The organism is Lentzea aerocolonigenes (assembly GCF_000974445.1).
In the GTDB taxonomy this organism is placed as follows: Bacteria; Actinomycetota; Actinomycetes; order Mycobacteriales; family Pseudonocardiaceae; genus Lentzea; species Lentzea aerocolonigenes.
This window is the reverse complement of sequence record NZ_BBOJ01000019.1, coordinates 77,819-96,820: the sequence shown is the minus strand read 5'-3', so window position 1 is coordinate 96,820 and position 19,002 is coordinate 77,819. Positions and strand designations below refer to the sequence as shown.

Genomic DNA, 19,002 nt, shown 5'->3' with positions numbered 1-19,002 from the left:
GGCACACCGCGCGCTCGCGCGGTGCTCGCCACGACGATCCTCGGCTCGGGCATGGCGATGCTCGACGGCACGATCGTCAACGTGGCGCTGCCCCGGATCGGCGCGGAGTTCACCGCGTCGGTCACCGACCTGCAGTGGATCCTGAACGGGTACCTGCTCGCGCTCGCCTCGCTGATCCTGATCGCCGGTTCGCTCGGCGACAGGTTCGGGCGGCGCCGGGTCTACGTGATCGGCGTGGTGTGGTTCGGCGTCGCCTCGCTGCTGTGCGGTGCCGCGTGGAACGTGCCGGTGCTGGTGGCCGCGCGCGTTCTGCAGGGTGTGGGCGCGGCTTTGCTCACCCCTGGTGCGTTGGCCATCCTGCAGTCGTCGTTCAACCGGGAGGACCGGTCGCGGGCGATCGGCGCGTGGTCGGGGCTCTCCGGGGTGGCGACCGCCGTCGGGCCGTTGGTCGGCGGGCTGCTCGTGCAGGCGTGGTCGTGGCGGCTCGCGTTCCTGGTGAACTTGCCGGTCGCCCTCCTGTGCGTGTGGATGGCGCTGCGGTTCGTGCCGGAGTCTCGCGACGACTCGGCTGGGCACCCGAACTACCTGTCCGCGCTGGTCGGTGCGGCGGGGCTCGCCTTGTTGACTGGTGGGATTGTTGAACAATCCTACGTTGTGACAATCCTCGGATTGCTCGCGATGGTCGTGTTCGGCGTGCTGCAGAAGCGGTCGAGCGACCCGTTGGTCCCTGTAGAATTGTTCAACAATAGAACGTTCCTACTTTCCAACATTCTGACGTTCCTCGTCTACGCCGCGCTCGGTGGCGTGATGGTGCTCCTGGTCCTGCAGCTGCAGATCTCGCTGGGCTACTCGCCGACGGCGTCGGGCCTGGCCAGCGTGCCGATCACGATCATCATGCTGCTGGCGTCGTCGACGTCCGGGAAGCTCGCCCAGCGCCACGGCCCGCGCCTGCAGCTGATCGCGGGCCCGATCCTGGTCGGCCTGGGCATGCTCCTGCTGCGCAACGCCGTGCCGGGTGCCTCGTACCTGTTCGGCGTGCTGCCGGGCGTCCTGGTGTTCGGCATCGGCCTGGCCGTCGTGGTCGCCCCGGTCACCGCGACGGTGCTGGCCTCGGCACCCGACCACCACGCGGGCGTCGCGTCCGGCGTCAACAACGCCGTGGCCCGCACCGGCAGCCTGCTCGCGATGGCCGTGCTGCCCGCGGCCGTCGGCCTGGTCGGCGAGGACTACGCGAACCCGGCCGTGATGACCGAGGGCTGGCAGATGGCCCTGGTGCTGTGCGCGGTCGCCGCGATCATCGGTGGTCTGCTCGCGATCGGCGTCGACAACGGCGTGCTGTCCACAGAGCACGAGCAGCCCGACAACCCGCACCCCGGCGAGTGCCTGCACTGCGGCGTCGAGGGTCCGCCGACGCACGTCCGCTCGGGCAGCGCGCACCACTAACGCGATGACGGGGTTCGCGGCGGGCGAGGAGCGGTGGCGCGCTCGTCTGGGCACGCTGCGGCAGGTCGTCCGGCAGGAACTGGTGTCCCGGCAGCTGGCGGCCCACATCCCGGCGCGGGCACCGTTGCGCGTGCTGGACGTCGGATGTGGTCAGGGCACGCAGATGCTGCGGCTCGCACAGGCCGGGCACCACGTGACGGGTGTGGACTCGTCTCAGGCTCTGCTCGCCGAGCTCCGGCGCGCACTGGACGGTGAGCAGGCGACCGTCAGGGACCGGGTGAGGACGGTCGAGGACGACGTCCGGAACCTGGGTTCGCTGTTCACTGAGCGCTTCGACGTCGTGCTCTGCCACGGCGTGCTGATGTACTTCGCCGATCCGGAGCCGCTGCTGGACGACCTGGCGAGACTCGTCCGACCAGGAGGCGTGCTGTCGCTGCTGGTCCGCAACGGCGACGCGCTGGCGATGCGGCCTGGGCTGCTCGGCGACTGGGACGCGACGCTCCGGGCGTTCGAGAGCTCGTGCTACGACAACCGCATCGGTGTGACCGCCCGCGCGGACCGCGTCGACGACCTGATCGCTTCGCTCGCGGCCCGGCAGATGTCCGTGCGCGCCTGGTACGGCGTGCGGGTGTTCACCGATGCCGCGGACACCGACGCCGAGGTGCCCGGCGACCTCACGACGTTGCTGGAGTGCGAGGAACGGGCCGGCGCGACCGACCCGTACCGCCGGGTGGCCGCGCTGGCCCACGTGATCGCCGAACGGCTCTCAGCTCAGGACTCGGGCGAGTAGGTCCGGGTCGACGTCGCCACCAGCCTCGGCCGCCACCGTCACGCCGGCCCACGTGATCGTTGTTCCCGCCTCAGCCTCTCGTCAGGACTGAAGCGAGCAGCGCCGGGTCGACGTTGCCACCGGACACGATGGCGACCCCGCCCCCGACCTTCGCCTGGGCCGCGACCGCGACGGCGCCGCTGGGCTCGGCGACCAGCCGGGCACGTCGCGCGAGGTCGGCCACCGCCGCCAGGATCTCGTCCTCCGTCACGGTGATCACGTCGTCCACGAACTCGCTGATGTGCGCCCAGGTCAGTTCCGACGGCTCGTCCCGCAACGCGTCCGCGACAGTGCGCGCGCGCTCGTTGGGGTCCCAGCGCACTACCGAACCCTTGCGCAGCGAGTCGGCGATGTCGGCCGCCAGTGCGGGCTCGGCGCCGATCACGCGGACGTCCGGGCGCAGCGCCTTGATCGCCGTGGCGACGCCGGAGATCAGTCCGCCGCCGGACATCGGCACCACGACGGAGCCGACGTCGGGCAGGTCCTCCAGGATCTCCAGGCCGATCGTGCCCTGGCCCGCGATCACGTCGGGGTGGTCGAACGGCGGGATCAGCGCGGCGCCGCGTTCGGCGACGAGTGCCTGCGCCCGTTCGACGCGTTCGGTGATGCCGACGATGAAGACCTCTGCTCCCAGCGCTTTCGTGGCCTCGATCTTGACCGCCGGTGTGTTGTCCGGCATCACGATCGCGGCCGGGACGCCGTGCAGCCTGGCCGCGAACGCCACCGCCTGGGCGTGGTTGCCGCTGGAGTAGGCGACGACGCCGTTCGAGCGGTTCTCCAAGCGCGCCAACGCGTTCAGCGCGCCGCGGAGCTTGAACGCGCCGATCGGCTGCAGCGACTCCGGCTTCAGCCAGCCCGCGCCGAACGGCAGCAGCGGCGTGCGCACCACGTGTGGCGCGATCACCGTCGCGGCCGCACAGACGTCGTCGAGCGTGATCACCCGGAGATCAGTTCCGCGAACAGCTTCGGCTCGATGTTGCCGCCCGACACCACGGCGACCGCCGGGCCGGCGGGCAGCGAGCGGTTCAGGTACGCCGCGACGGGAACGGCTCCGCTGGTCTCCGACACGATCCGGGTGCGGCGGGCGATCTGCTTCACCGCGTCGCGGATCTCTTCCTCGGACACGGTGATGATGTCGTCCACGTACTCGTGGATGTGCGCCCAGGTCAGCTCGGACGGTTCGGCGCGCAGGCCGTCGGCGATGGTGCGGGCGCGGTCGTGCGCGTCCCACCGGACGAGCGAGCCCGCGGTGAACGAAGCGGCGGCGTCGGAGGCCAGTTCAGGTTCGACACCGATCACGCGGACGTTGGGGCGCAAGGACTTCACGGCCGTCGCGACGCCCGCGATGAGCCCGCCGCCGCTCACCGGCACCAGGATCGTTGCCACGTCGGGGAAGTCGGCGCAGATCTCCAGGCCGATCGTGCCCTGGCCCGCGATCACGTCCGGGTGGTCGAACGGCGGGATGAGCGTCGCCTTGCGCTCCTCCACCAGTTCGGCGGCGCGCGACTCCCGTTCGGTGATGCCGACGACGAACACCTCGGCGCCGTGTGCGCGCGTCGCGTCGATCTTCAGCTGTGGCGTGTTCTCCGGCACGACGATCGCCGCGGGCATGCCGAGCATCTTGGCGGCGTACGCGACCGCTTGCGCGTGGTTACCGCTCGAATACGCCACGACACCGCGCGCCCGGTCCTCGGAAGGTATGCGGGACAACGCGTTCACCGCGCCGCGCTGCTTGAACGCCCCGATCGGCTGGAGGCACTCGGGCTTGATCGACAGGCCGGAGTCGAAGGGCAGCAACGGAGTGCGCACCACGTGCGGCGCGATCGCGGCGGCGGCCGCGTGGACGTCTTCGAGGGTCACCAAGCGCATGTGTCGATGATGCACGTCACCGGGGCACAACCGGTGAACTGTGCCCAACGTCCTACGTGTGTCATGGCTGATAAGGAGAAGATCACCCCCGTCAAGCTCGTCGCGAGTGTGCTCGCCGCCGTCACCGCGGCCGTGCTGAGCCTTCGCCTCAACGTCGTCGGCACCATCGTGGGTGCGGTCCTCGCGAGCGTGGTGACCACTGTGGGCGCCGCGTTCTACCAACGGTCGATGGAACGCGAGAAGCGTTGGCAGGTCATCGCGGTCGGAGGCCTGCTGGTCTTCGTGGTGACTGTCCTCACCGCGACGAGCGTCCAGCTCGTCACCGGCAAACCCGTCACGGCCGACCCCGGCGAACCCACGACGTCCACGAGCACGCACACCGAGACCCGCACCGAGACGACGAAGACCGAGACGATCACCGTTACGGTCCCGCCGAGCACGTCCAGTCAGTCGCCGACCGAAAGCACCACGACGACCGGACCGCCCACGTCGTCGACAGGTTCCGGACAGCCGACCGACAGCTCTAAACCCTCGTCAACTGTCGACCCCATTCGGTGATCACGTCATCACTTTGAGCGACAGTTAACTGTCAATTGCTACGCACCGCAGTTGATCTGTCGTGAGCTGTGACACACTTCGTCCACGGTCGAGGTCGGGCGTCATAGATAACAGGCCCATAACGTCACTCGAACGGGCGAAAGATTCGGTCCAAATGAGGCCGGAAGGGGGCGCAATGAGGCTCGTGGAAGGACCACTTGAGCGCTGCGCCTTCGAAAGAGACGCGCCAGAACTGGGGATTGGAGGGGTGGGGCGACCCCTGCCGCCGCCCCACCACCCGTCCCCCTAGAGCCCCCGAGAGAGGTCCCTGCAACCGATCTCTCGGGTTCCCCTGCACCCGAAAGTGAGGGAGACGTCTGATGAACCGCACGAGTGCGGCCCGTATTACCGGTGCCGTGTTGCTCGCCACCGGAGTCGTGACTGCTCTCAGCGTACCGGCGTTTGGCGCCTCTGCCGCACCAGTCGCCCCAACCGGTTCCGACACGGAGAGCTACCCGGCCGAATTGCTCCAAGCGGTCCAGCGTGATTTGGGCCTGAACGCTGAGCAGGCGCGCGTCCGGATGGCCAGTGACCAGAGGTCGAGCGAACTCGCCGAGCAGGCGAAGGCCTCTCTCGGTGACGCGTTCGGCGGAGCCTGGATCGACCAGGCGAGCGGGAAGCTCACCGTCGCCGTGACCAAGTCGGGACTCTCCGTGACCGGAGCCGACGTCAAGGTCGTCAAGAACTCGCTCACTCAGCTCAACGGCACCAAGTCGGTGCTCGACCTCATGAGCGCCCCCTCGGCGATCACCAGCTGGCGCGTGGACGAGAAGTCCAACAGCGTCGTCGTCGAGGTCAACAAGAACACCCGCGACGCGGCGGCGGAGAAGTTCATCGCCACCGCGAAGTCGCTCGGCTCGGCCGTCACGGTCGAGGAGGTCACCGAGAACCCGACACCGCTGTACGACCTGCGCGGTGGCGACGCCATCTACATGGGCGGCGGCCGCTGCTCGCTCGGCTTCTCCGTCCAGGGCGGCTTCGTGACCGCGGGCCACTGCGGCACCACGGGCACGGCCGTCTCCGGCTACAACCGCGTCGCGGCCGGCACGTTCGCCGGTTCGACCTTCCCCGGCAACGACTACTCGTGGGTGCGGACCAACGCGAACTGGACGCCGCGGCCGTGGGTGAACCGCTACGGCGGCGCGAACGTGATCGTCAAGGGCTCGTCCGAGGCGGCCGTCGGCGCGCAGATCTGCCGCTCCGGCTCGACCACCGGCTGGCGCTGCGGCACCGTCCAGGCCAAGAACCAGACGGTGAGCTACCCGCAGGGCACGGTCCGCGGCCTCACCCGCACCAACGCCTGCGCGGAGCCCGGTGACTCCGGTGGTTCGTGGGTGGCGGGCTCCGGCTTCGGTCAGGCCCAGGGCGTGACGTCCGGCGGTTCCGGCAACTGCACCTCCGGCGGCACCACGTACTTCCAGCCGGTGAACCCGATCCTGTCCCGCTACGGCCTGCGCCTCGTGACCGGCTGATCGGTCGGCACGCTCTCCCGGCTCCACCTGTGAAGCGCTGCGGCACCCCGGTGCCGCAGCGCTTCCTCAGTTGACGAGGACGATCTTGCCGTGGGCGTGGCCGGTCTCGCTCAGCTCGTGCGCGGCCCGGCCGTCCTCCAGCGGGAAGACGCCGGCCAGCGGCACGGTGAAGGCGCCTTTCCCGGCGAGTTCCGCGGCGATCGCGAGGCCGTGCAGCGCCTGCGGGTCCGCGCCGGGCCCGGCTGCCGTGTGGGTCAGCCGGACGCCGTGCTCGCCGGACAGGTCGGAGATCGTCAGCACGCGGTCCGGTGAGCCCGCGATCGCCACCAGGTCTCCGACAGTGCCGGCGCAGTGCAGCACGGCATCGGGCTTGCCGACCCGGTCGGCCAGGCCCTCGCCGTAGACGACGGGTTCGGCGCCCAGTCCCGCGACGAAGTCCTGGGTCGCCGGGCCTGCCGTGCCGATCACCGTCGCACCTCGTGCGGTGGCCAGCTGGATGGCGACCGTGCCGACGCCGCCCGCCGCGCCCGCGATGAGCAACGTCACGCCGTCGCGCACGCCGAGCAGGTCCAACGCCCTGGTGGCGGTCTCCACGTTGGCCGCGGCACCACCTGCCTGCTCCCAGCTCAGGGCCGCCGGCTTCGGCGCCCACCCGGCCAGCACCGCGTGCTCGGCGTTGGCGCCGCCGAGCCGGGCCAGGTCGACCATCCCGAAGACCTCGTCGCCCAGCTGCACGCCGGTGACGCCCGCGCCGATCTCGTCGACGACGCCGGCCGCGTCCACGCCGGGCACGTGCGGCAGCGGCACCGCCGTGCCGAACCGTCCCGCGCGCAGCCCGGCGTCGGCGGGGGTGACACCAGAGGCGCGCACCGCGATGCGGATCTGTCCGGGGCCGGCGTGCGGTTCCGCGACTTCGGCGACGTGCAGCACGTCGGCGGGTCCGTGCTGGGTGAACTGGAGTGCTCGCATGTCGGCGAAATTAGTGGAACAGGGCGTCCGCTTAGCCGAAACTGAGACGGTGACGGCGAATCTGACTCACAACCTGCGTTCGGACGCCCAGGACAACCGCGACCGGATCATGGCGGTCGCGCGCGAGGCGTTCGCCGCCGAAGGGCTGGACGTGTCGATGCGCGAGGTCGCTCGTCGTGCCGGTGTCGGCCCGGCGACCCTCTACCGCCGCTTTCCGACGAAGGAGGCGCTCGTCGTGGAGGCGTTCTCCGAGCAGATGGCGGCCTGCACGACGGCGGTCGACGAGGGACTCGCTCACCCCGATCCGTGGCAAGGCTTCCGGCACACGGTGGAGAAGGTGTGCCTGCTCCACGTGCTGGACCGCGGGTTCTCGGCTGCGTTCACCCACGCCTACCCGAAGGCGATCGACTTCGCGGCGGTGCGCGACACGGCGTTCCGCGAGCTCGCCGAGCTCATCCGCCGGGCGAAGACGACCGGGTTGCTGCGTGCAGACTTCTCGGTCGACGACGTGGTGCTCCTGCTGATGGCGGCCGGAGGCGTCCGCAACGGGACGCCTGCCATCGCACAGCGGCTCGCGACGCTGTTCCTGGACGGAGCGGCTAACTGAACTGAACAGACCGTTTCGAGAGCCCGTACCAGAAGCCTTCAACGCTGGTGCGGGCTTTCTCGTCGCTCGCGGCGCCGAGCGCTACGAACAACGGCGCGAAGTGCTCAGTCCTCGGATGTGCGATCCCGGCGGCAGGAGCCTTCTGCTGGAAGTCGAGCAACGCGTCGACGTCACCGTCGGCCAGCTGCTGGTTCGCCCAGTCGTCGAACTCCTTCGACCACGACGGCGGCTCGTAGTCCGTGCCCCGGTCGAAGTGCACGCAGCTCAGGTTGTGCGTCATGAACCCGCTGCCGACGATCAGGACGTTCTTGTCCCGCAACGGCGCGAGCTTCTTGCCGATCGCGTGGAGCTCGCGCGGGTCGAGCGTCGGCATCGACATCTGCAGCACCGGCACGTCCGCGTCGGGGAACATCTCCTTGAGCGGCACGTAAGCGCCGTGGTCGAGCCCGCGCGCGGCGTCCTGCTCGACGTGCCCGCCGAGGAGCTTGCGCACGTCGTCGGCGAGCTCGGGCGCGCCGGGCGCCTCGTACGTGACTTCGTAGTACCGCTGCGGGAAACCCCAGAAGTCGTAGACCAGCGGCACGGTCGTGGTCGCGCCGATGGTCGTCGGCGCCTCCTCCCAGTGCGCGGAGACCATCAGCACGGCCTCCGGGCGCGGGAGGGTGGCGGACCAGTCCTTGAGCTCTCTGGTCCACGTCTCGTCATCAGCCAGCGGGGGAGCCCCGTGGCTCAGGTACAGCACAGGTGCGCTCACGTCTTCGAGAGTACGCCTGATTGTTCAAATTTCAACTACTAAGTTCAGTTTTGAACAACTCTGCTGCCTTGCGGGGGTCCTCGGCCTCGGTGATGGCCCTGACGACGACCACGCGCGTGGCTCCCGCGGCTTTGACCTCGTGGAGGTTCGTGTGGTCGATGCCGCCGATCGCGAACCACGGCCTGCGCATGCCCTTGGTGGCCCTGACGAGGTCCAGTCCGGGGGCTGGGCGACCGGGCTTGGTCGGCGTGGGCCAGCACGGCCCGGTGCAGAAGTAGTCGACGCCGTGCTCGGTCGCCGCGGCCTGCATCTGCCCGACGTCGTGGGTGGACCGCCCGATCACCGGGTGCTCGCCGATGATGTGGCGCGCGCACGACACGGGCAGGTCGTCCTGGCCGAGGTGCAGCACGTCGGCCCGCAGTGCGTGGGCGATGTCCGCGCGGTCGTTGACGGCGAGGAGCTTGCCGTGGGTGTCGCAGGCCTCGGCGAGGATCTCCAGCGCCGCGATCTCCTGCTTCGCCTCGAGCGACTTGTCCCGCAGCTGGATGATGTCGACGCCACCGGCGAGCGCGGCGTCCGCGAACTCGGCCAGATCCGGCCGGTTCGGCGTGCAGAGGTAGAGCGTCGCGTCGGCGAGTCGTTGCCTGATCAGGTTTCCGTCGAGTCCTGGCACGCTCGCACGGTAACCGTTATGTTGGTGTCGGTCCGCACGGGAGCCTGGAGATCACCGGGCTGAGAGGGAGCGTGGTTCGCTCCGACCGTCGAACCTGATCCGGGTCATGCCGGCGCAGGGAGCGTGAATGCCTTGAGCAGTGTGGAAGTGGCCGTCGTGGGTGGCGGCGTCATCGGCCTGTCCGTCGCCTGGTGCGCGGCGCGTGCCGGGTTCTCGGTGTCGTTGAGCGATCTCGGGTCGCCGCACGCCGGGTCGCGCGTGGCGGGCGGGATGCTCGCCCCTGTCGCCGAGGCTTGGCACGGTGAGGAAACCGTTACGGCGCAAGGTGTCGAGGCGTTGGTGCTGTGGCCGGAGTTCGCGGCGGCGCTCGGTGTCGAATTGTTCAACAAGGGGACGATCACTGTCGCGACGTCACCCGGTGACCTGGCTGACCTGCGTAGGATCGTCGAATTGTTCAACAATCCGGACGTAGAATCGTTGAACAATCCCCAGGTTGGATCGTTGACCGCTCGTGGCGTTGGATCGTTGAACAATCCGAGCGTGGGATCGTTGAACAATCCCGGCGTTGAATTGTTGAACAGTCGAGCGATCCGACAACTCGAACCCTCCCTCGGTCCGGCGGTCCGCGGCGGGATGTTCGTGCCGGGCGATCTGGCGGTCGACAACCGCGAGCTGCTTTCCGCGCTGCGCAAGGCCTGCGTCGAAGCAGGGGTGAAGTTCGAATCCACTGTGGACGATTCTGCTCTGGAGGCGAGGCCGGCCACCACGACGACGAGGCCGGCCACCACGACGACGCAACTGGCCGCCGCGACGACGCAGCCGGCCACCACGACGACGCATCGAGCCGTCACGGTGATCGCTGCCGGAGCCTGGAGCGGCAACCTCCACCCGGCCCTCAAAGACGTGATCCGCCCCGTGAAGGGCGAGATCCTGCGACTCGCCTGGCGCCCCGGCACCCTGCCACCACCGACACGCACCATCCGCGGCTCGGTGTCCGGCCGATCCGTGTACCTGGTGCCGCGCCACGACGGCATCGTCGTCGGCGCCACCCAGTACGAGGCCGGCTTCGACACCGACGTCACGGTCGCCGGCGTCCGAGACCTGTTGCGAGACGCGGAAACCGTGCTCCCCGGCATCGCCGAGTACGCGCTCACCGAAGCCGCGGTCGGGTTCCGCGCCGGCAGCCCCGACAACGTCCCTGTCGTCCGCTGGCTGGAACCCGGCGTCATCGCCGCGACGGGGCACCACCGCAACGGACTCCTGCTCGCCCCGCACACCGCTCGCGAAGTCGTCGAGCTGCTCAAGGGAGGAAGCTCGTGAAAGCACAGGTCAACGGCACCTCGCGCGACCTGGCCGAGGGCACGTCGATAGCCGCGGTGGTGGCGCTGGTGGGGGCGCCGGCGAAGGGTGTGGCCGTGGCGCTGGACGGTGCGGTGGTGCCGAGGGCGTTGTGGGAGAAGACGATCGTGCCGGACGGCGGCGTGGTCGAGGTGCTGACCGCGGTCCAGGGAGGGTGACGTGGACGATCCGCTGATCATCGCGGGCCGGGAGTTCCGGTCCAGGCTCATCACCGGCACCGGCGGTGCCGCGAACCTCTCCGTGCTGGAACGGGCCCTGGTGGCGTCCGGCACCGAGCTCACCACTGTGGCCATGCGCCGGGTCGACGCCGCCGGGCAGACCGGTGTGCTGGAGTTGTTGCGGCGCCTTGGAATCGAGGTCCTGCCGAACACCGCCGGCTGCCGCACGTCCGCGGAGGCCGTGCTCACCGCGCAGCTCGCCCGCGAGGCGCTGGAGACGAACTGGGTGAAGCTCGAGGTCGTCCACGACGAGGAGACCCTGCTGCCCGATCCCGTCGAGCTGCTCGACGCGGCCGAGCGCCTGGTCGACGACGGCTTCGTCGTCCTGCCCTACACCAACGACGATCCGGTGCTGGCGCTCAAGCTCCAGGACATCGGCTGCGCCACGGTCATGCCGCTGGGCTCGCCGATCGGCACCGGCCTCGGCATCCGCAACCCGCACAACATCGAGCTGATCACGTCCCGCGCAACCGTTCCCGTGGTGCTCGACGCGGGCATCGGCACGGCGTCGGACGCGGCGCTGGCGATGGAACTCGGCTGCTCAGCGGTGTTGCTGGCGACGGCCGTCACGCGCGCGCAGGACCCGGAACGGATGGGCGCCGCCATGCGTTGTGCGGTCGAGGGCGGACGGCTGGCGCGGTTGGCCGGACGGATTCCGCAGCGCTTTTGGGCCCAAGCGTCTTCGCCGGGTCTCTGAGTCGCTACCTTGGGTACTCACGTGTTGGGGGATGATTGACCACTACCTGAAATCCGCCGAGGAGGACGACTAGCCGTGACGGCCCCCATTGACGCCGAGGTCGAGGACGCGACCGCGCGCCTGTACCTGGCGATCGGCCGGCTGGCCCGGTTGCTGCGACGCACCGGTTCCCCCGGACTCGGCCCCGGCGCGGTCTCCGCGCTCGCCACGCTGGCCAGGTGCGGCCCCATGCGCCTGGGCGACCTGGCGAACAAGGAAGGCGTGGCGCCGCCGACGTTGTCCCGCATCGTCGCCGCACTGGTGGAAGCCGGTTACGTGAAGCGCGAACCCGACCCGCAGGACGGCCGCGCCTGGCTCGCCACCCCCACGCCCGAGGGCGAGACGATGGTGTCCGGCGTGCGGTCCGCGCGAGTGCGCGAGCTCCAGCGCAGGATCGAGCAGCTCACGCCGGAACACGTTGCCGCGCTGGTGAACGCGTTGGACGCGCTGGAGACGCTCGTCGGCGAAGAGTCCAAGTAGCGGGCGCGTGATCCAGGACGAGCGCTGGGCCGACCACTTCCGCGCGCAGGGCCACCCTGCCGTCGCGCTTCTGGGGCGCGGCGTGGAAGGGGTCGTCCACGACCTGGGCGACGGGCTGGTCGGGAAGGTCTGGTTCCAGCGCGGGGCCGCTGATCTGTTGCTCACACAGGAGTTCCAGCAGGAACTGCTCGCCCAGGACCTGCCGTACGAGACACCGCTCATCGTCCAGATCGACGAGGTGGACGGGCGTGCCGTGACGCTCGAACGCCGGTTGCCCGGCACGCCGCTGTCGGTTCTGCTGCAGGACGAGCGGATTCCCCTCGCGGTGGCGCACGAGGCTGCGCTGGCGGCGGCGACCGGGCTGGCCGGTGCACAGGCCGGACCCGCGGCACGGGCGTTGACGGTGCTGGACGAGACCACGTCGTTGTGGGCGGGACATCAGCGCTGGACCGAAGCCCTGGCGGCGCTGGTCCAACGGCGAGCCGTGGCCCACGCCGAGGTGCTGCGCGCCAGGATCACGGACTTCGACGAGAAGCTGGTGCGGGTGCAGCGTCTGCTGAAGCGGGTGCCACCGGGTCCCGACCGGATCCTGCACGGCGATCTCGTCCCGCCGAACATCCTGGTGGACGACGAGTTCCGGGTGACGGCCGTGATCGACTGGAGCTTCCTCACCACGGCCGGCGACCACACCTTCGAAGCGTCCGTCGCCGCCGGCATCTTCGACATGTACGGCCCTGGCGCCCGTGTTTCCGACGACGCGCTGACGGCCGTGCTGGTGGAACAGCACGGCCACTCGCTCGCTCGCATGCTGCTCTACCGAGCGGCTTATGCGATCGCGACGGCCAATTCCTTCAGCGCGGACGGGTCCGACGGCCACTTCGCCTGGTGCGCCGCAGTTCTCGAACGTGAGGACGTCGTCGAAACCTTGTACTCGGCGAACCCTGAACTATGAGGTGGCCCGTCTCGATCAAGGGCGTCGTGGTCCGGGACGGCAGGGTGCTGCTGCTGAGGAACGACCGCGAGGAGTGGGAGCTTCCCGGCGGACGCATCGAGCCCGGCGAGACGCCGGAACAGTGCGTCGCGAGGGAGATCGCCGAGGAGACGCGGTGGAACGTGGTCACCGGCCCGATCCTCGACGCGTGGATGTACTACATCGCGGCCGTCGGGAAGAACGTCTTCATCGTGACCTACGGCTGTTTCGTGGCGGGCGACAGCGAGCCCGTGCTGTCCTCGGAGCACGCGGAGTTCGGCCTGTTCACCGAGGCTGAACTGGACGGCCTGACCATGCCGTCCGGTTACCGGCGCTCGATCGGCACGTGGTTCGAGCGCCTGCGACACGGATCAGCTCTCGCCGGCGAAGACGCGAGTTAGCGACCGGTCGAAGACACGACGGTGTTCGCGGGCGGCAGCGGACGGGAGTCCGTCGGGGACAGCGGTTCGCGGAGATCGACGTACCAACGGCCGTCCTCGTCGCGCAGGTAGAGGCGTTCTCGGTAGGTGGTGTTGGCACCGGTCATCGACCCGGACAGCACCGCGTACGAGTGGTCTGGGGTGGCGCCGTCCAGAAGCTCGGAGCCGGTCAACCTGATCTCGCGGCCACCGTACTCAGCGAGCCGTCGTTGCACGCCTGCCGTGAGAGCCGGCCCCTCGTTCCCGGAGAGCCGCTGCAACGCCTCGGCATCGCGGCGGTTCAACGCGTCCACGTACGAAGCGACGGCTTCCTCCCGAGTCGGCGCCCCGCCGGATGAATTACCCGAAACAAGTAATACGACCACAACTGTGGCGATGATTCCGGCGGTGACCAGCACGAGCGCCGGCCACCCCCGGAAGCGATGCCAAGCGCCTTGCCGGTGGCTGCTCATGACATCGAAGATTATCCCATCAGGTGCGGTGTGCGAACCACACCGCGTTCGGCTCCTGTGGCAGCAGCCAGCCCCAGAAAGGCACGTTCAACCGGTTCGTCGTGTGGTAGGTGAGAAAGATTTCGCTGGCCGCTCCGGCAGATCCCGAATATCCGGTCACGATCATGGTGTGGTTGATGTTTCCGTCGTTTTCCCAGTCCGCTTGCAGGACGTCGGTCACCAGCATCTGGTAGACGTACGCCAGCGGCGCCGTGCGGTGCGAATACACCTGTGCGTACACGCCCCAGTTGTGTGCGCCGGCCCAACTGTACGTCTGGTTCAGGAAGTTGTACCACCAGTAGTGGTTGTCCTGGTAAAACCCGGACTCGTAGGTCCAGCCCCCGGCTTCCATGATCTGGGAGATGAAGTTGGTGCAGTCGTTGTCGAACGTCCGGTAGGACGAGTTGTAGTTGTCCCAGTGGGCGATCGCGTAGGTGTACATCGCGGTGTAGTTGTACTGCGCGGAAACGTCCGACTTGGCGATCTGGCGCTTGTCGGTCACGCCCGCGGGTGCCTGGGCTCCCGCCCGGGCCGCGGTGATCACGTTCGCGGACGGCAGCGAGCCGGGCAGGGACGGTGCCTTCTGGCCGTCGTCCTTGCGGGCGACCTTGACGCCGTACTGGGTCGCCATCGGTGGCCCGCCGCCGTCCAGCTTCGGCGTCGCGGCGTCGAGCATCCACACGCCACCTTGCTCGACGAACACGAAGTCGTGTTCGAGGCTGTAGCCCTCGAACTGCGGCGCATTGCCTTCCACGTTCCCGAAGTACAACTTCGTCCGCTCCGTGGCGTGCACGTTGACCTTGGACGGGCCGCCGGACTCGAGGTGATCCACGACCACACCGACGTCGGCCTTGGCGTAACCCCGCCACGACGTGTTCGCGGTGAGGGCGCGTGCCTGGTCGAGCAGATGGGATTCGGCATCGAGACGGGCCCGCAAAGCCGGCGTGACGGACACGGCGGTCAGAGAGCGACCGGCAGTGGCGGCGGCGGGCTGCGTGACCTTGAACGCCCGCTCTGCCAGATACCGGTGCAGCAACTCCTGTGCCTGAGTGTGGGACAGGCCGGGAGCCGCCACCGCCGCGGCACCCGAATGGGCTGATACCGAAGATGCCGCGAGGAGCACTGCGGACAAGAGAATTGATGCTCGTCTGAGTCTGGACATTCTCACCCCTCTGTACGTCATTGCTTCAAAGGGGGCACCTCGTGGGCTCCCGGTACCGATGGGTCCGAATAGAGCCTTTGTCGAACTGGTGTCCGGAGTGCGCACGGCATCCTGAAATCGGGCGACGCGTGCAGCTGCTTGTCCCCCGGTGAAAGTGGAATATCTGCCGGCCACTTCTGACGGCAACCCCCCGGCCGCTCCGTCCCCGTTGCCGGGCGACCACAATCAACCTTACCTCTAGATCATCTCTTGGTTGTAGACTGTTCGAGTGAAAGTGAAGGAGTGAATTAAATCTTCAGATAAGATTGACGGGTCGCGGGGAATTGTTTGTCGGTGAACATGGAATGCTCAGGCGAAGACGCGAGCCAGCGCCTGGTTGAAGGTGTCGAACTCCGCCGCCAGCACGTCCCGCGTCTGCGTCAGCACCCCGGCCGCCATCGTGCCCGTGAACGACTCGACGTTCACCAGGTGCGTGCCACCGTCCACGGACCTGAGCTCCCAGCGGTGGCGACCGAAGAACGTCGCCGGATCGCCGCCCTGGGACGCCAGCACGTAGGGCTCCGCCGACGTGATCTCGCCGTCGAACTCGCGCTCGAACGCCGTGCCCCTGGCCGCCTTCACCTTCGTCTTCACCCCGTCCACCTGCGTGTACTCCATGACGGGGTTCCACTTCGCGTAGCCCGCGAAGTCCACCAGCACCCGCCACACGTCGTCGATCGGCGCGGGGATGACCAGCTCTGTCCTGACCTCATTTTCCTGCATGGTTGTTCAGCATAATGGAGCCAGGCTAGTCTTTTTCCCATCGTCGGGATCAAGGGTCAGGTGCAGCAGCGCGGCGTCGAGCGACGTCGCGAGATCGTCGACGCCGCGATCGAGTTGTTCGGCGTCAACGGGTACGCGGGTACTGGGGTTGCGGCCATCGCGAAGAAGGCCGGCGTCACGCCGTCGGCGGTGATCCACCACTTCGGGTCCAAGGAGAACCTGCTCAAGGCGGTTCTGGACGAGTTCGACGCACGGGCGGCAGCTCGCGTCTCCTCCAAGGACCTCATCCCCGCGCTGCTCGAGGACGCGGAATACACCATGGCGCACAAGGGCTTGGCGACGCTGCACACGGTGTTGCAGGCCGAGCACCTGGCACGCGACGACGAGATCACGCACCGGTTCCGCGCGCGGAACCGCTTGCTGCGCGGCCACTTCGCCGAAGAACTCGGAGAAGCGGCCGCGACAGAGCTGATCGCGTTCCTGGAAGGCGCGTTGACGGTCTGGCTGCTCGATCCCGAGACGACGGACCTGAAGGCGATGTACGCCCGCTACCTGTCGAGCCTCCACAGCGGCGACACCGGGCCGACGCCGGCGCCCAGGGGATAAGCGGCCGCGACGGACTTCACGATGAAGTCCTTGCCGAACTTCACGGCCTCCGGAACGGAGGCGCCACGGGCCAGCGCCGAGCTGATCGACGACGCCAACGTGTCACCGCTGCCGTGCGTGTGCTCGATCTCGTACCGCGGTCCGGAGAGCTCGATGAACTCGCGACCGTCGTAGAGCAGGTCGAGGCACTCCGGGTCGTCCCACATGTGGCCGCCCTTCACGAGCACCCACCGCGGGCCGAGCGAGTGCAACGCTTCCGCCGCCACCCGTTGGTCCGCGCGGTCCTTCACCTCGATCCCCGTGATCAGCCGGACCTCGTCCAGGTTCGGCGTCACCAGGGTCGCGCGCGGGAACAGCAGGCCCCGCAACGCGTCCAGCGCGTTGTCGGCGAGCAGCTGGTTGCCGTGCATGGAGGCCGAGACCGGGTCGACGACGAAAGGCGTCTTCCCCGAACCGATGCCGACGCGGTCCAGCGCCGGCGTGATGGCCTCGATGATGGCCGCCGACGCCAGCATGCCGGTCTTCGCGGCCTGCACGCCGATGTCCTCGGCCACCGAGATGATCTGCGCCGCAACGGTTTCCGCCGGGATCTCGGCGACACCCGTGACGCCCAGGGAGTTCTGGACCGTCACGGCCGTCAGCGCGACGCAGCCGTGCACTCCGCACGCGAAGAGCGTGCGGAGGTCGGCCTGGATGCCCGCACCACCGCCGGAGTCGCTTCCGGCGATGGTGAGGACCCTGGGTGGTGTCTCGGTCACGAAGTCTCCACGACCGGGAGGTAGACCTTGTTGCCCGTGTCGGCGAACTCGTCGGACTTCTCCGCCATGCCCGCCTCGATCGCCTCCACAGTGGACAGCCCACGCTCCTCGGCGTAGCGCCGCACGTCCTGCGTGATCTTCATGGAGCAGAACTTCGGCCCGCACATCGAGCAGAAGTGCGCCGTCTTCGCCGGTTCCGCGGGGAGCGTCTCGTCGTGGAACGAGCGCGCGGTGTCCGGGTCGAGCGACAGGTTGAACTGGTCCTCCCAGCGGAACTCGAAGCGCGCCTTGGACAACGCGTCGTCCCAGTCCTGGGCGCCGGGGTGGCCCTTCGCCAGGTCGGCGGAGTGCGCCGCGATCTTGTACGTGATCACGCCGGTCTTCACGTCGTCGCGGTTCGGCAGGCCGAGGTGTTCCTTCGGTGTGACGTAGCAGAGCATCGCGGTGCCCAGCCAGCCGATCTGCGCCGCACCGATCGCGGACGTGATGTGGTCGTACGCCGGCGCGATGTCCGTGGCCAGCGGCCCGAGGGTGTAGAACGGCGCCTCGCCGCACCACTCCTCCTCGAGCCGGACGTTCTCGGCGATCTTGTGCATCGGCACGTGGCCGGGGCCCTCGATCATGACCTGGACGTCCTTCGCCCGCGCGATGTGCGTGAGCTCGCCCAGCGTCCGCAGCTCCGCGAACTGCGCCTCGTCGTTGGCGTCCGCGATGGAACCCGGCCGCAGCCCGTCACCCAGCGAGAACGTCACGTCGTAGGCACGCAGGATGTCGCAAAGCTCCTCGAAGTGCGTGTAGAGGAAGCTCTCCTTGTGGTGCGCGAGGCACCACGCGGCCATGATCGACCCGCCGCGCGAGACGATGCCCGTGACGCGCTTGGCCGTCAGCGGCACGTACCGCAGCAGCACGCCCGCGTGCACGGTCATGTAGTCGACGCCCTGCTCGCACTGCTCGATCACGGTGTCGCGGTAGATCTCCCACGTCAGCGAGGCCGGATCGCCGTTGACCTTCTCCAGCGCCTGGTAGATCGGCACGGTGCCGACGGGGACGGGTGAGTTGCGCAGGATCCACTCGCGCGTCTCGTGGATCCGCTTGCCCGTGGACAGGTCCATGATCGTGTCGGCACCCCAGCGGGTCGCCCACACCATCTTCTCCACCTCGTCCTCGATCGACGACGACACGGCGGAGTTGCCGATGTTGGCGTTGATCTTGACGAGGAACTTCTTGCCGATGATCATCGGCTCGGCCTCGGGGTGCTTGCGGTTCAACGGGATCACCGCACGCCCGATGGCGACCTCGTTGCGCACGAACTCCGCGTCGAGGTTCTCCCGCGTCGCGATGTAGCGCATCTCCGGGGTGATGATCCCGGCCTTCGCGTACGCGAGCTGGCTGACAGCTCCGTTGATCGGTTCCCGTGCGGCGATCCACCCCGACCTCAGGTCAGGAAGTCCACTGTGGACGTCGATGGTCGCGTTGTCGTCGGTATACGGACCGGAAGTGTCGTAGAGATCGACATGCTCGCCGTTGGTCAGCTCCACCCTGCGGTAGGGCACGCGGATGTCCGGGGACACCTCGCGGTACACCTTGCGCGAGCCCGAGATCGGGCCGGTGGTCACACTGGGCTTGACCGAACGGTCGTCAAGTGCCGTCACGACATTCCTCCCTACGCCGGCATTACCCGGTCAGGTTCAGGCGGTCGGTGACACCGGCACAGGAGCCAGTCACCCTCTCAGCCCGCTCAGGCGCGAGCTCCCGCGTTGTGTTGAGTTGTCGAGAACCGACCATAGTCAGCGCGCGCCACAGCTGC

General features: G+C 68.6%; 22 protein-coding genes and 2 riboswitches. Of the genes, 12 read left to right on the top strand and 10 right to left on the bottom strand.

Annotation, left to right across the window (positions count from 1 at the left end; genetic code table 11):
• The first annotated feature begins 51 nt into the window (after positions 1-51).
• Entirely contained in the window at positions 52-1,443 is a 1,392-nt protein-coding gene (locus tag AOM45_RS33570) for an MFS transporter (protein WP_081902492.1), read from the top strand.
• Between the two features lie 4 nt (positions 1,444-1,447).
• Positions 1,448-2,233, top strand: coding sequence for a class I SAM-dependent methyltransferase (locus tag AOM45_RS33565; RefSeq protein ID WP_030470946.1), 786 nt, complete (start codon positions 1,448-1,450; stop codon positions 2,231-2,233).
• Positions 2,234-2,303: 70 nt separating this feature from the next.
• Here the strand turns inward: AOM45_RS33565 and AOM45_RS33560 are convergent, their stop codons facing one another.
• Together AOM45_RS33560 and AOM45_RS33555 are read right to left on the bottom strand one after the other, a co-directional pair.
• Complete coding sequence (locus AOM45_RS33560; RefSeq protein ID WP_030470945.1) at positions 2,304-3,209, bottom strand: threonine ammonia-lyase; 906 nt, start codon at positions 3,207-3,209, stop codon at positions 2,304-2,306.
• Positions 3,209-4,141 carry a threonine ammonia-lyase gene (locus AOM45_RS33555; RefSeq protein ID WP_030470944.1) on the bottom strand — a complete coding sequence of 311 codons (933 nt, stop codon included), beginning with the start codon at positions 4,139-4,141 and terminating at the stop codon, positions 3,209-3,211. The genes AOM45_RS33560 and AOM45_RS33555 overlap by 1 nt, the downstream gene beginning before the upstream one ends.
• 63 nt (positions 4,142-4,204) lie before the next feature.
• Here AOM45_RS33555 and AOM45_RS33550 point away from each other — a divergent pair, with 63 nt between their 5' ends.
• A complete protein-coding gene (locus AOM45_RS33550) occupies positions 4,205-4,699 on the top strand; it encodes a hypothetical protein (RefSeq protein WP_030470943.1) in 495 nt (164 codons plus the stop codon).
• A gap of 359 nt (positions 4,700-5,058) precedes the next feature.
• Complete coding sequence (locus AOM45_RS33545; protein ID WP_030470942.1) at positions 5,059-6,210, top strand: S1 family peptidase; 1,152 nt, start codon at positions 5,059-5,061, stop codon at positions 6,208-6,210.
• 66 nt (positions 6,211-6,276) lie between these two features.
• Here the strand turns inward: AOM45_RS33545 and AOM45_RS33540 are convergent, their stop codons facing one another.
• The gene (locus AOM45_RS33540; protein ID WP_030470941.1) at positions 6,277-7,179 is read right to left on the bottom strand and encodes an NADP-dependent oxidoreductase; all 903 of its coding nucleotides are present in this window, start codon (positions 7,177-7,179) and stop codon (positions 6,277-6,279) included.
• A gap of 49 nt (positions 7,180-7,228) precedes the next feature.
• Between AOM45_RS33540 and AOM45_RS33535 the strand changes: the two genes are divergently transcribed.
• Complete coding sequence (locus AOM45_RS33535) at positions 7,229-7,786, top strand: TetR/AcrR family transcriptional regulator (protein WP_051784273.1); 558 nt, start codon at positions 7,229-7,231, stop codon at positions 7,784-7,786.
• On the opposite strand, the gene AOM45_RS33530 is transcribed toward AOM45_RS33535, so the two are convergent.
• Together AOM45_RS33530 and thiE are read right to left on the bottom strand one after the other, a co-directional pair.
• Positions 7,779-8,540 carry a dioxygenase family protein gene (locus AOM45_RS33530; protein WP_156094171.1) on the bottom strand — a complete coding sequence of 254 codons (762 nt, stop codon included), beginning with the start codon at positions 8,538-8,540 and terminating at the stop codon, positions 7,779-7,781. The genes AOM45_RS33535 and AOM45_RS33530 overlap by 8 nt on opposite strands.
• A 31-nt stretch (positions 8,541-8,571) precedes the next feature.
• Positions 8,572-9,213 carry a thiamine phosphate synthase gene (gene thiE / locus AOM45_RS33525; protein WP_030470938.1) on the bottom strand — a complete coding sequence of 214 codons (642 nt, stop codon included), beginning with the start codon at positions 9,211-9,213 and terminating at the stop codon, positions 8,572-8,574.
• A gap of 26 nt (positions 9,214-9,239) precedes the next feature.
• A riboswitch (TPP riboswitch) is annotated at positions 9,240-9,351 on the top strand.
• Between thiE and AOM45_RS33520 the strand changes: the two genes are divergently transcribed.
• From AOM45_RS33520 to AOM45_RS33495, 6 genes are all read left to right on the top strand, one after another.
• Complete coding sequence (locus AOM45_RS33520; RefSeq protein ID WP_030470937.1) at positions 9,346-10,533, top strand: FAD-dependent oxidoreductase; 1,188 nt, start codon at positions 9,346-9,348, stop codon at positions 10,531-10,533. (Overlaps the previous riboswitch by 6 nt.)
• The gene (gene thiS, locus AOM45_RS33515; RefSeq protein ID WP_030470936.1) at positions 10,530-10,730 is read left to right on the top strand and encodes a sulfur carrier protein ThiS; all 201 of its coding nucleotides are present in this window, start codon (positions 10,530-10,532) and stop codon (positions 10,728-10,730) included. Before AOM45_RS33520 ends, thiS begins: the two co-directional genes overlap by 4 nt.
• A gap of 1 nt (position 10,731) precedes the next feature.
• Positions 10,732-11,487: a thiazole synthase gene (locus tag AOM45_RS33510; RefSeq protein WP_030470935.1), complete on the top strand. Its 756-nt coding sequence runs from the start codon at positions 10,732-10,734 to the stop codon at positions 11,485-11,487.
• A 75-nt stretch (positions 11,488-11,562) separates the two neighbouring features.
• A complete protein-coding gene (locus AOM45_RS33505) occupies positions 11,563-12,006 on the top strand; it encodes a MarR family winged helix-turn-helix transcriptional regulator (RefSeq protein WP_233439171.1) in 444 nt (147 codons plus the stop codon).
• A gap of 7 nt (positions 12,007-12,013) precedes the next feature.
• Positions 12,014-12,958 (top strand): phosphotransferase, encoded by a 945-nt coding sequence (locus AOM45_RS33500; protein WP_051784271.1) that lies wholly within the window; start codon positions 12,014-12,016, stop codon positions 12,956-12,958.
• On the top strand, positions 12,955-13,377 hold the full coding sequence (locus AOM45_RS33495; RefSeq protein ID WP_051784270.1) for an NUDIX hydrolase: 423 nt from the start codon (positions 12,955-12,957) through the stop codon (positions 13,375-13,377). Before AOM45_RS33500 ends, AOM45_RS33495 begins: the two co-directional genes overlap by 4 nt.
• Here the strand turns inward: AOM45_RS33495 and AOM45_RS33490 are convergent.
• The 3 genes from AOM45_RS33490 to AOM45_RS33480 form a co-directional block, all read right to left on the bottom strand.
• Entirely contained in the window at positions 13,374-13,868 is a 495-nt protein-coding gene (locus AOM45_RS33490) for a hypothetical protein (RefSeq protein WP_156094170.1), read from the bottom strand. The two genes, AOM45_RS33495 and AOM45_RS33490, sit on opposite strands and share 4 nt — an antisense overlap.
• Positions 13,869-13,887: 19 nt before the next feature.
• The gene (locus AOM45_RS33485) at positions 13,888-15,030 is read right to left on the bottom strand and encodes an amidase domain-containing protein (RefSeq protein WP_236703925.1); all 1,143 of its coding nucleotides are present in this window, start codon (positions 15,028-15,030) and stop codon (positions 13,888-13,890) included.
• A gap of 387 nt (positions 15,031-15,417) precedes the next feature.
• The gene (locus tag AOM45_RS33480; protein WP_030470929.1) at positions 15,418-15,831 is read right to left on the bottom strand and encodes an SRPBCC domain-containing protein; all 414 of its coding nucleotides are present in this window, start codon (positions 15,829-15,831) and stop codon (positions 15,418-15,420) included.
• Between the two features lie 60 nt (positions 15,832-15,891).
• Between AOM45_RS33480 and AOM45_RS53670 the strand changes: the two genes are divergently transcribed.
• Positions 15,892-16,437: a TetR/AcrR family transcriptional regulator gene (locus AOM45_RS53670; RefSeq protein ID WP_201780113.1), complete on the top strand. Its 546-nt coding sequence runs from the start codon at positions 15,892-15,894 to the stop codon at positions 16,435-16,437.
• On the opposite strand, the gene thiD is transcribed toward AOM45_RS53670, so the two are convergent.
• The gene (gene thiD / locus AOM45_RS33470; protein ID WP_030470927.1) at positions 16,380-17,195 is read right to left on the bottom strand and encodes a bifunctional hydroxymethylpyrimidine kinase/phosphomethylpyrimidine kinase; all 816 of its coding nucleotides are present in this window, start codon (positions 17,193-17,195) and stop codon (positions 16,380-16,382) included. The genes AOM45_RS53670 and thiD overlap by 58 nt on opposite strands.
• Positions 17,192-18,847 (bottom strand): phosphomethylpyrimidine synthase ThiC, encoded by a 1,656-nt coding sequence (thiC, locus tag AOM45_RS33465; RefSeq protein WP_030470926.1) that lies wholly within the window; start codon positions 18,845-18,847, stop codon positions 17,192-17,194. Before thiC ends, thiD begins: the two co-directional genes overlap by 4 nt.
• Positions 18,837-18,961, bottom strand: a riboswitch (TPP riboswitch). Its footprint overlaps the gene before it by 11 nt.
• Positions 18,962-19,002 lie beyond the last annotated feature (41 nt).